Genomic DNA, 10,983 nt, shown 5'->3' on the forward strand with positions numbered 1-10,983 from the left:
CCGAGGACAAGCGCACATGGGTGAGGCCGAGCGTTTATGAAGCGAAGCTTCATGCGACAGCCGAACGACAGCAATCTGTGATTGCTGGCTGGACCCGCTTGCGGGTGCTCGTAGCGTGTTTTGGAAAAGCCACTGACATGCCCCGCCCCCGAAATTGGCAAGCTGGGGCAGGGCTCAAAGGCCGGTGAAGTAAAGGCAGATTAAAGCTTGATCTGCTTGGCAATGAGTTCCTTCATGATCTCGGTGGTCCCTCCGCCGATGGAGAGAATCTTGGCGTCACGATAGAGGCGCTCGACGACGGTTTCCCGCATGTACCCCATGCCACCGAACAGCTGCACCGCTTCCCGGGTGACTTTTTCGCAAACATCTACCGAGAAATTTTTGGCCATGGCCACTTCCTTGATGGGGTTCTTCCCGGCCTGCATCAGGGCGGCGCAGCGGTATGTGTATTCCCTCGCCACGTCGATCTGTGTGGCCATGTCCACCAGTTTGTGGCGGGTCACCTGGAAACCGGCAATATTGCGGCCGAACGCCTTGCGTTGCTGGGTGTATTCCAGTGCTGCCTCATAGGCGAGCTGGGCGGTCATGTAGGCCATGATCGCCAGGCTGAGACGCTCGAACAGAAAGTTGCTCATGATGGCGATGAAGCCGGCGTTTTCGGCGCCGATCAGGCGGTCCGCCGGGACCCGGCAGTCCTCGAAAAACAGCTCGGCGGTGTCGCTTGCCCACCAGCCCATTTTTCGCAGTTTCTTGCCGGTGGAGAAGCCGGGCATGTCCCGGTCGATGAGCAACAGGCTGATGCCGCCGTGGCCCTCGCCACCGGTGCGCACGGCGACGGTGTAGTGGTCGGCGCGCATGCCGCTGGTAATGAAGGTTTTGCTGCCGTTGACGATGTAATGGTCGCCATCCCGGACTGCCCGGGTTTTCAGGCTGGCGACGTCAGAACCGCCGCCGGGTTCGGTCACCGCGAGGGCGGCGATTTTCTCGCCGCGAAGAACCGGCGGCACGATTTGTTCACGGATTTCCTTTTTCGCCCATTTGGCCACCGGCGGCAGTCCGATATCCAGTGAGCCAAGACCGGCCACCAGGCCGCCGGAGGTGGAACGCATCAATTCTTCGGAGACAGCCACTTTAAGGAAAATGTCGCCTTCCCCGATACCACCCAGCGCTTCGGGAAAACCAATGCCCAATAGACCGGCATCCCCGGCTTTTTTGTAGAGATCCCTGGGGAATTCACCCGCCTCTTCCCAGTCGTCAATGTGTGGCAGCACGTGGGTTTCGATGAATTTGCGGGCGGTCGCGCGGACCTGCTGGTGGGTTTCGTTGAAGTAATCGGACACGGTGGAGCTCCCTCTGATCGGAATCAATGCCGAGCAGTGTCGCCCAAATATCGAAACCAAGCAAGCGCTTGGTTGTTGGTGTGCCAGGCAATAAAAAAGCTGGCCCGAAAGGCCAGCTTTGACAATCAAGCAGCGAAGGGACCGGTCAGGCACCCTCGCTCGAGATGGTTTTTACGCCGTCCTTGGTGCCAAGCAGCAGCAGGTCCGCGCGGCGGCGGGCGAACAGGCCATTGGTGACCACGCCAACGATGTTGTTCAGTTGCTCTTCCACCCGGATCGGTTGGGAGATATCCATGTTGTGGACATCGATAATAATGTTGCCGTTGTCGGTGACAACGCCTTCCCGGTAAACCGGGTCGCCGCCCAGTTTCACGATTTCCCGGCCAACATGGCTGCGGGCCATCGGGATGACTTCCACCGGCAGCGGAAAACTGCCCAGAATGCCGACCATCTTGGAATCATCGGCAATGCAGATGAAGGTCTTGGCGACCGCTGCCACGATCTTCTCCCGGGTCAGTGCAGCACCGCCACCCTTGATGAGTTCCAGGCGCTCGTTGGTTTCATCGGCGCCGTCCACGTAGAACTCAATCTCACCGGCGCTGTTGAGGTCGTATACTGGAATGCCGTGGCTCTTCAGCCGCTCGGCGGTTGCTTCCGAGCTGGCAACGGCACCATCGAATTCGGTTTTCAGTTCCGCGAGCATGTCGATGAAGAAATTGGCCGTGCTGCCGGTACCAACACCGATCACGCTTTCGCTATCGAGGCGGGGGGCGATGTAATCAATGGCGGCTTTGGCGACGGCTTTTTTCAGTTCGTCCTGGGTCATCTGGGGCTCCGGCTGCAAATCAGGTTGGCTTTGGGCGGATTATAACGCTTAAGCACCCTCTGCTTATAGACGGCTGCCGTGCAAACTTTCTACACTGTGGGCTTTTCTCAGCCAGCCATCACTCATACACCAACCAAAAGCCGGAACTGCTATGCCGCAACGCTACATCAAGAAGATTCTCGATGCGCGCGTCTATGACGTGGCCATCGAAACACCCCTGACTGAAGCCCGTAGTCTGTCCAAGCGCTTTGGCAACAATATTCTGCTCAAGCGTGAAGACCTTCAGCCGGTGTTTTCCTTCAAGATTCGCGGTGCCTATAACCGGATTGCGCAGCTTTCCGAGGAGCAAAAGGCCAAGGGCGTGATCTGTGCCTCTGCCGGCAATCATGCTCAGGGCGTAGCGCTTGCGGCCAAGAACCTGGGTATCAAGGCGGTGATCGTGATGCCCCAGACCACGCCCGAGATCAAGGTGCGCTCTGTGCGTGACCATGGCGCCAAAGTGGTCCTGAAAGGCGACGCCTTCGACGAAGCCGCTGCTCATGCCCAGGAACTGATCGAAAAACACGGTTACACCTACATTCCACCGTACGACGATCCCGATGTGATCGCCGGCCAGGGCACGGTGGCCATGGAGATCATGTGGCAATTCAGCAAGCCTATCCACGCGATCTTTATTTGTGTTGGCGGCGGCGGGCTGATTGCCGGTATGGCTGCCTACATCAAGTACCTGCGCCCGGAGATCAAGGTCATCGGCGTTGAGCCGGAAGACTCCAACTGCCTGCAGGCTGCCATGAAGGCGGGCAAGCGGGTGGTGCTGGACGAAGTGGGCATCTTTGCCGACGGCGTGGCCGTGAAACAGATTGGCAAGCACCCCTGGGAAATCTGCAAGGACTATGTCGATGAGGTGATCACCGTATCCACCGATGAAATCTGCGCCGCCATCAAGGATGTGTTCGAGGACACTCGCTCCATCGCCGAGCCGGCCGGTGCCCTTGGCGTGGCGGGCATCAAGAAATACATCGAGCGGGAAAAGGTTGAGGGTGAAAACCTGATCGCCACCCTCAGCGGTGCCAACATGAACTTTGACCGTCTGCGTTATATTTCCGAGCGAACGGAAGTGGGTGAAAAGCGCGAGGCAATCCTGGCCGTGACCATCCCGGAAAAGCCGGGTGCCTTCAAGACCTTTATCAACGCCCTGCACAAGCGCAGCATCACCGAGTTCAACTACCGCTATGCGGATGCCACCAATGCGACGATTTTCGTGGGCATCCAGATTGCAGCGGGTGGCCACGGCCGTGAGGACCTGGTGCAAGACCTTCGGGAGAGCGGCTACTCGGTGGTGGACCTGACTGACAGCGACCTGGCCAAGCAGCACATTCGCCACATGGTGGGCGGTCACGCGCCGACCATCACCAACGAGAAAGTGTTCCAGTTCGAGTTTCCGGAGCGTCCGGGGGCGTTGCTGAAATTCCTGATGTCACTGGGTACCCGCTGGAATATCTCCATGTTCCACTATCGCAACCACGGCGCCGCCTACAGCCGAGTTCTGCTTGGTGCCCAGGTGGACGACGATGAGGTTCAGGATTTCGAGAAAATGCTGGATAAGGTCGGCTTCCGTTACGAAAACATGACGGACAATGAGGCTTATCAGCTGTTTCTTGGGCAGGGTAACGCGCGTTCGAGTTAACTCTGGGTAGGTCAGGGTCTGGTAGAGCTTTCCAAAACTGTGCGGAGCCATGGATGGCGGAGCCAAGCGTACAGGGACGTATCTACAGCGTGTTTTGGAAAGCTCTACCAGACCCTGGCCGGTCGCCGTACACAAAGCTTACCTAATTTTAATCTGTCAAAAATTGTAAAAACAAAGATAGGTGTTAGTCTTTCTCCTGATTCTTGAAAGCAAGAATAGCTCCCTGATTTACCAACACTTTCAAAACTGCATTTTGAGGAACCGAAGCCATGGGCGGCAAGCCTGACATCATCAAAGCCATTGTGCTCATTTTTGCCATCGGCCTTGTGATCACGGGTTTCACATCCATCCACGCTTCCGAAGACAAAGAGGCTCGAGCCGCCAATCTGGTTGGCTCCGTTCAGGTCATGGGTCAGCCGCTGAACCGGTAACGTCGCTTGTCTGTCACCACGCTGTGCAGGGGCACGTCCCAGGGCTCTGTTGGCAGCTTTTCCACTTTTTGAAAATCATGGGCCAGGCCAATCAGTTTCGGCGCCAGTCTTGGTCGTATCCGGCTAAAGGCAAAGGTTCGGTCATAGAACCCGCCTCCCATTCCCAGTCTTCCACCCTCTTCATCAAAGCCCACTAGCGGAAACAGTACCGCGTCCAGTGCCCAGGCCGGGCGGCGCAGGCCTTTGCTGAACGCCGGCTCGGGGATGCCAAAGCGGTTGGCGGTGAGTTCTACGCCGTCGTAGTAGGGGCTGAAAACCAGCCTGCCTTGGTGGATCGGATGAAGTACCGGCAGATAGAAGCGGATGCCTTTGCGACGGGCGATGTCCAGGTAGACGTGGGGATCAATTTCGCCATCGTTGGGCAGATAGATGGCAATGTGCCGTGCGCGGTGCAGGTCCGGATTTTTCAGAAGATTCAGTGCGAGGTATTCGGCAGCCTGTTGTTGCTGCTCAAAAGTCAGCTCCCGCCGATGTCGTCGCAGGGTTTTGCGAAGTGCGCTGCGTGAGAGGGTATCCGGATGGGTCTGGAACGGTTGAGGCTCGATAAACTGGCTCAAAATAAAGCTTCCCGGGCTGCCGTTATCGGATGTGGCCCTTGAACCCAAAGTTCAAGGTCGGTGGCCGCTGTGACATATTAGGCTTTCCCCTGTCGGGGACGTGCTCACAATGCCCTGAAGTAGCCACCTGGGTAGTGCGCATCGGCTCGAGGACGTATCCGACTATCCCGAACAGCCCAGGAAGTTAGGCTCATTATACGGGCAGTGTCGGGGCCGATTGCAACACCTGTCTGAGATTCTCTGCGGATTTAACGGCCCGATCCATCACCCAGGGCGCCGTCCAGTTTGTTGTCCATCGCCCGCAGCAGAGTGCTGGTAGCATCCGACATGGTGTCGCGCTCCAGCAGTTCGTGAGTAATGTTCAGAGCCGCCATGACGGCAATGCGTTCGGTGCCGAAAACCTTCCCGCCGGCACGGATTTCCCGCATTTTGCTGTCCAGGTGCCGGGCAGCGCGCAGCAAAGCCTCCTGCTCCTCCTCGGGGCAGGCGACCAGGTATTCCTTATCGAGGATCTTCACCTCAACCGTGGTGGATTGCTGTGCCATCAGTGATGCTCCAGGGCCCTAAGGCGGCTGATCATGGCTTCGATCTTGTGCTTCGCGTGATCGTTTTTCTGCACCAGCTGGGCCCGTTCCCGGTTCCAGTCATCCTGCAGTTCCCGCAATGTAGCGTTGTCCCGCTCAAGTTTCTGACAGCGTTCAATCAGCCTGTCCAGCTTGTCCGCTAATGCCTGTACTTCGGACTGTTCCATGACGTGTCCAGCAGTGGTTTGAGGATATTAAGCTCAACTATAAGTGTGGACGCTAAGTCGGTCAATTTACAGGCTTGTCATTGCGCTACCGGCGTGATGCCCATCACTGATCTGCGCCCTCGCCAAAGCCCAGTCGGCGGCTCTGGCGCCATGTGTTGAAGGCCGGGATCAGCGCCACTGCAAAGGCGGCAGCCGGAACCAGGGCCAGTAACGTCCATTCCTCGGGCGTCAATGGACGAAGTTCAATCTGCAGGCCATAGTTGGCCAGTAACCATGGGCTCGCCAGCGCAAGGCCCGCCATGCCAAGGGCCAGGGCCATCACGCAGGCTGTCAGGGCAAGAGCCACGCACTCCAGGATGTACAGGGAGGCAATCAACGCCGGAGAGGCACCGGTTGCCCTCAGCACCGCAATTTCATGGGCTCTCTGGGCCTGGAGGGTCAGAAGTACGGCAATCAGCCCGATCAGGCTGGTAATCACAACAAAACCGGTGATGCCCACCAATGCCCTCTCAAATTGGCCCATCAGACGCCAGAGTTCGCTCAGGGCAACACCCGGGAGGATGGCCGAGAGCGGCTCGCCGGCAAACTGGTTGATCTCCCGTTGTATCCGGAAGGTCAACACCTGCCGTTCGATGCCGATAAAGGCGGCGGTAATGGCGTCGGGTGTGAAATCGCGGCGTGCCGCCTGCTCCCGGGTGAGTGTCCGGCCTGGAATGGCGACTCCGGATTCCCAGCCCACGTGCATGGCTTCCATGCCATCCAGGCCGATGTACACCGCCTGGTCCACCGGGGTCCCGGTGGGCGCCAGGATCCCGGTAACGGTAAACGGCGTGTCGTCGTGGTTGGAGAAGCTGGTGCGACCGCCGCCGTGGGAAAGCACAATCTCCTCGCCCACCTGATGCGCCAGCGAACGGGCAACGCCCGCGCCCAGCACAACGTCAAAGACCCCTTCAAACCACTGGCCTTCTGCCAGTTCGAGTGGCAGATCGCGGCCGTAACGGAAGTGCTTCAAAAAGTTCTCGTCGGTCGCGACGACACGATTGCCGCGATAGCTGTCACCCAGGGAAATTGGTATCAGCCAGTCGAGGCGGGAATCCTCTTTCAGGCTCTGATAGGTCGACCAGCGAATGTTATTGGTGGCATCGCCAATATGAAACACGGTGTACAGCAGCAGGTTTAGCTGGCCACTTCGGGCTCCGACGATCAGGTCGGTACCGCTGATGGTGCTGGTGAAGGACTGTTTGACCTCCGTGCGCAGGTACTGGATGCCCAGCAACAGGGAAACACTCAGGGTCAGGGTCAGGCAGACCAGGGCCAGTACCTTTCTCCGGTGCCACAGGCTGGCCAGGGCCAGTGTCAAAGCGAGGCGCGCTTTCATGTGCGGTCACCTCGCAGTTCCAGATGATTACCAAAATGACGGGCGAGGGACTGGTCGTGACTGACGAACAGGACCGAAGTGTTGTGCCGGTGGGCGAGATGCAGAAGCAGTTCCAGGAACCGGTCACGGTTGTCAGTATCCAGTGCCGAGGTGGGCTCGTCCGCGAGAATCAGGCCGGGAGCTCCGATTAGCGCCCGGGCGGCGGCAATCCGTTGTTGCTGGCCAATGCTGAGGCGGGTGACTTTTCGCTGCCAGTGATCTTCGGGGATCGACAGGGCGGCAAGTAATCGCTCAGCTTCCTCTGGGGCGCCCGGTTCGGCGCGCTGTTTGCGCAATTCAGAGAGCCTGCAGGGTAGGGTGACATTGGCGCGGGTGTTCAGGTAGGGCACCAGATTGAACTGCTGGAAGATGACACCCATGTGGTCGGCCCGGAACTGGTCCCGGGCACCGGCGCCAAGTCGGTGTATATCTGTCCCGAGTACTCGAACAGAGCCAGTGTTCGGGCGAAGCATGCCTGCAAGAAGGCTGAGGAGTGTGCTTTTTCCGCTGCCGCTGGGGCCGTGCAGGAATAGATGGTCGCCACGTTTCAGAGTCATATCCGGAAAACTGAGGGGCGCCTGAACAGGGTCCCAGGAAAAGCCCAGCCCGCTGACTTCGATGGCGGTTTCAGCGTTCGGGGAACTGTTGCTGGTTGAGTCTGTCTTGCTGGTCATGTTGGTTGCTGTCTGCCCGGTGTATGATGGCGGTTTCCGTATTTCACTGTCAGGAGTCTGTGGTCCAATGATGTCTGCCCCGGCGCGTTTGCGCTTTGCGCTGCCCCCTCTCGCCGCGCTTGCCCTGGTGCTCTTGTTTCCGGCTTTTGGCCAGGCCGAAACCCGCGAGATCGACTGGCTTGAGCTTATGCCCGCCGAGGACCTGGCGCTGCTGGAGAATATGCCAGAGATTGAGCATGAGGGCGACGGCCCGCCACTTTTGCCGGACGAGATCATGACCGGTCGGGTTGTGCCGGAGATGGGCAATGTGGAAGGGCGCATCCCCGGTTTCGTGGTGCCTCTGAAGACAACCGAGGATATGCGCATACTGGAGTTCTTCCTGGTGCCCTACTACGGTGCCTGTATTCATGTGCCGCCACCGCCCCCGAATCAGATCATTCACGTCAAGTACAAGGAAGGTTTCACGCTTGAGGCCCTGTACGATCCGGTCTGGATCGAAGGCAAACTGGTGATCGACCGCACCGAGAATGACATCGGCACCTCTTCGTATTCTATGGTTGCAACCGGGGTTGAGCCCTACGAAGAATAAATGCTGTCATCGGGTGCGGAGCTCGAACGTGCTCTCCCCGTGGCCCAGCTGGGTCGATCCCTGGCCTTCTGACCAAACCCACTGAATGCCGAGATGTTCTATCCCGGAAAACCGTGTTGTAAGCGGTGTTACAAGCGATTGGGAGGCCTGCAGGCCGGAGCAGTTCAAGGTCTGGGTGACCTCGAAATCCGAGTGGGAGGATTCGTTCGGATGATCATGGTCATGCCCATCATTGTGTCCGTGATCGTCGCTGCCCGCCTGATGATGCACTACCGCATTCATGACGGTGCAGCTCCCCTCGCGAGTGTCCGCCAGTGGTGTTTGTCCAAGCCAGTTGGTCACCTGCTCAACGAGCGCCTTCTGCTCGTCAGAGCGGGCCCGATATTCGAATCCCAGCAGGTTGTAGGCCGGCGATGTGAATATGAGATCAATCTGCTTTCCCTCCTGTGCCAGTTGCAGTTCGGCATGACCGTGCTGGTGAGCGCCGGGGTTGTCGCTGGCAAACGTGGCACTGGCGGTCAGGATGGTCGCGGCCAGGAGAGCGTTGGTTGCCCTTGATAAAGTCATGGTAAGGTCTCTCGGTCTGAATTGTTACGTTATAACATATTGTTCGGTCCCCGGATAGAAATCAACAGGCAGTGCCTTGGCACGGCCTGAATGCTAGGATAGAACCCTAATCCATCAACACAGGATCCGCCTGTTTCATGTCAGAAACCGACACTTCCGGTGCTGCCCGGGCCGCAGAATTCGAGCGCTGGGCCAACGTCTTTACCGCTCACAAGGCATTCAGTCACCCCTCCGAGTTGCATGGCGCCCTCTGTGGTCGCCTGGCGGCCGGGTCCCGTATTGAGGAGCCGGAATGGCTGGCAATGGTGTGTGGGCACATGGGGCTGGCTGAAGATGCGGCCGAGGAGTCTGACGATCTCGCTCCGTTCATGAACCGGGCTTATGAGCAGACTCTGGAGCTCTTGAAATCGGCCGACATGAGTTTCCATCCTTTACTGCCGGATGACGACTACGCGATCGAGCAGCGTCTTGAGGCCCTGGTTTCCTGGGTTCGTGGCTTTCTTGAGGGCATGGCACTGTCGGCCGGCGAGTCGCTTGGCCAGGCGCCGGACGAAATCCGCGAGCTGATCGAGGATATGGTGGCTATCAGTCAACTCTCCGAAGAGGAAGAGGCTGACGACGAAAGCGAGCAGCAGTTGCTGGAAATTACCGAGTACATCCGGCTGGGGGCGCTCGCCGTGTTTACCGAATTCAATGCCCCCGAACCGCCGAAGTCTGATTCGCCGACCCTGCACTGAGCCGGGTCCTGATTGCAGGAGAGACTATGAACTCCATGATTCCCGTAAAGGAGTTTGCCGAGCGCCGTCGCAAGCTGATGGAGCGTATGGCGCCGGACAGTATTGCGATTATCCCGGCCGCTCCAGAGCGTGTCCGTAACCGGGATGTGCTGCACCCGTTTCGCCAGGACAGTGATTTTCATTACCTGTCCGGTTTTGGCGAGCCGGAGGCGGTACTGGCCCTGATTCCGGGGCGTGAGCACGGGGAATCGGTTCTGTTCTGCAAGGAACGTAACCCGCAGAAGGAACTCTGGGACGGTTTTCTGGTTGGCCCGGAGGGCGCTATCGAACGCTATGGCCTGGACGACGCGTTTCCGATTGCCGACATCGACGACATCCTGCCGGGTATGATTGAAGGCCGCAGCCGGGTTTACTACCCCCTGGGCAAGGACGATCATTTTGACGCCCGGGTCATGGACTGGGTGAAGATGATTCGCAGCAAGGTTCGCAGTGGCGCCCATCCGCCCGGCGAATTCGTCGCCCTGGAGCACCTGCTTCACGATCTGCGACTGTACAAAAGCGCCAATGAGATCAAGATCATGGCCAAGGCGGGCCAGATCAGTGCCGAGGCCCATTGCCGGGCCATGAAGCGCGCCCGCAAGGGCGGCTTCGAGTACAACCTCGAGGCCGAACTGATCCACACGTTTATGGAGCATGGCGCACGGTCTACGGCCTATCCCTCCATCGTGGGCGGGGGCGCCAATGGCTGCATTCTGCATTACATCGAGAACAGTGCGCCACTGAAGGACGGCGATCTGGTACTGATCGATGCCGGTTGTGAATACCAGTGCTACGCTTCTGACATCACTCGCACCTTCCCGGTCAGTGGAAAGTTCAGCAATGAGCAGCGCGCTCTGTATGAGGTGGTTCTGGCAGCGCAGTACCGGGCTATTGAGGCGGTTTCGCCGGAAAATCACTGGAACCGGCCCCACGAGGCGGCGCTGGAAGTGTTGACCCAGGGCCTGATCGATCTGGGGCTGCTGTCCGGCACGGTGGAAGATGCCATTGCCAACGAAGCCTACAAACCCTTCTTCATGCACCGCACCGGCCACTGGCTGGGGCTGGATGTGCACGATGTGGGCGACTACAAGGTCGGTGATGCTTGGCGTCAACTGGAGCCCGGAATGGCCCTGACGGTTGAACCGGGGTTGTATATTGCGCCGGATAATACCGACGTGGATGAGAAGTGGCGCGGCATCGGCATCCGCATCGAAGACGATGTGGTGGTGACCAAAGACGGCTGTAGGGTCCTGACCGATGGGGTGCCGAAAACCATTGCCGAAATCGAAGCCCTGATGGCGGACTGAC

Annotated in this window: 13 protein-coding genes and 1 other RNA gene; 5 read left to right on the forward strand and 9 right to left on the reverse strand. The window is 58.5% G+C overall.

Annotated features, from left to right (window positions below; genetic code table 11):
- Positions 1-200: 200 nt before the first annotated feature.
- Both QZ534_RS13620 and rpiA read right to left on the reverse strand, forming a co-directional pair.
- Positions 201-1,340, reverse strand: coding sequence for an acyl-CoA dehydrogenase family protein (locus tag QZ534_RS13620; protein WP_296935086.1), 1,140 nt, complete (start codon positions 1,338-1,340; stop codon positions 201-203).
- Between the two features lie 145 nt (positions 1,341-1,485).
- The gene (rpiA, locus tag QZ534_RS13625; RefSeq protein WP_296935089.1) at positions 1,486-2,166 is read right to left on the reverse strand and encodes a ribose-5-phosphate isomerase RpiA; all 681 of its coding nucleotides are present in this window, start codon (positions 2,164-2,166) and stop codon (positions 1,486-1,488) included.
- Between the two features lie 151 nt (positions 2,167-2,317).
- On the opposite strand from rpiA, the gene ilvA reads away from it, so the two are divergent.
- Positions 2,318-3,853, forward strand: a complete 1,536-nt coding sequence (gene ilvA / locus QZ534_RS13630; protein WP_296935091.1) for a threonine ammonia-lyase, biosynthetic — start codon at positions 2,318-2,320, stop codon at positions 3,851-3,853.
- A gap of 269 nt (positions 3,854-4,122) precedes the next feature.
- Positions 4,123-4,284: a hypothetical protein gene (locus tag QZ534_RS13635; protein ID WP_296935093.1), complete on the forward strand. Its 162-nt coding sequence runs from the start codon at positions 4,123-4,125 to the stop codon at positions 4,282-4,284.
- On the opposite strand, the gene QZ534_RS13640 is transcribed toward QZ534_RS13635, so the two are convergent.
- The 6 genes from QZ534_RS13640 to QZ534_RS13665 all read right to left on the reverse strand — a co-directional run bounded on the left by QZ534_RS13640 (position 4,266) and on the right by QZ534_RS13665 (position 7,743).
- Positions 4,266-4,901, reverse strand: a complete 636-nt coding sequence (locus QZ534_RS13640; protein WP_296935095.1) for a 5-formyltetrahydrofolate cyclo-ligase — start codon at positions 4,899-4,901, stop codon at positions 4,266-4,268. The two genes, QZ534_RS13635 and QZ534_RS13640, sit on opposite strands and share 19 nt — an antisense overlap.
- A gap of 4 nt (positions 4,902-4,905) precedes the next feature.
- Positions 4,906-5,087: non-coding RNA, 6S RNA (ssrS, locus tag QZ534_RS13645), on the reverse strand.
- Positions 5,088-5,149: 62 nt separating this feature from the next.
- Positions 5,150-5,446, reverse strand: a complete 297-nt coding sequence (locus tag QZ534_RS13650) for a cell division protein ZapA (RefSeq protein WP_014578418.1) — start codon at positions 5,444-5,446, stop codon at positions 5,150-5,152.
- On the reverse strand, positions 5,446-5,652 hold the full coding sequence (locus tag QZ534_RS13655; protein ID WP_008170964.1) for a TIGR02449 family protein: 207 nt from the start codon (positions 5,650-5,652) through the stop codon (positions 5,446-5,448). The genes QZ534_RS13650 and QZ534_RS13655 overlap by 1 nt, the downstream gene beginning before the upstream one ends.
- 103 nt (positions 5,653-5,755) lie before the next feature.
- Positions 5,756-7,030, reverse strand: a complete 1,275-nt coding sequence (locus QZ534_RS13660) for an ABC transporter permease (RefSeq protein WP_296935096.1) — start codon at positions 7,028-7,030, stop codon at positions 5,756-5,758.
- Complete coding sequence (locus QZ534_RS13665; RefSeq protein ID WP_296935097.1) at positions 7,027-7,743, reverse strand: ABC transporter ATP-binding protein; 717 nt, start codon at positions 7,741-7,743, stop codon at positions 7,027-7,029. Before QZ534_RS13665 ends, QZ534_RS13660 begins: the two co-directional genes overlap by 4 nt.
- Positions 7,744-7,810: 67 nt before the next feature.
- On the opposite strand from QZ534_RS13665, the gene QZ534_RS13670 reads away from it, so the two are divergent.
- Positions 7,811-8,332, forward strand: a complete 522-nt coding sequence (locus QZ534_RS13670; protein ID WP_296935098.1) for a DUF3299 domain-containing protein — start codon at positions 7,811-7,813, stop codon at positions 8,330-8,332.
- A gap of 6 nt (positions 8,333-8,338) precedes the next feature.
- Here the strand turns inward: QZ534_RS13670 and QZ534_RS13675 are convergent, their stop codons facing one another.
- A complete protein-coding gene (locus QZ534_RS13675) occupies positions 8,339-8,899 on the reverse strand; it encodes a DUF2796 domain-containing protein (RefSeq protein WP_296935099.1) in 561 nt (186 codons plus the stop codon).
- Positions 8,900-9,036: 137 nt separating this feature from the next.
- Between QZ534_RS13675 and QZ534_RS13680 the strand changes: the two genes are divergently transcribed.
- Both QZ534_RS13680 and pepP read left to right on the forward strand, forming a co-directional pair.
- Complete coding sequence (locus QZ534_RS13680) at positions 9,037-9,636, forward strand: UPF0149 family protein (RefSeq protein ID WP_296935100.1); 600 nt, start codon at positions 9,037-9,039, stop codon at positions 9,634-9,636.
- Between the two features lie 26 nt (positions 9,637-9,662).
- Complete coding sequence (pepP, locus tag QZ534_RS13685; RefSeq protein WP_296935101.1) at positions 9,663-10,982, forward strand: Xaa-Pro aminopeptidase; 1,320 nt, start codon at positions 9,663-9,665, stop codon at positions 10,980-10,982.
- Position 10,983 lies beyond the last annotated feature (1 nt).

Origin of the sequence: uncultured Marinobacter sp., from assembly GCF_913055835.1 — a bacterium.
Classification (GTDB): domain Bacteria; phylum Pseudomonadota; class Gammaproteobacteria; order Pseudomonadales; family Oleiphilaceae; genus Marinobacter.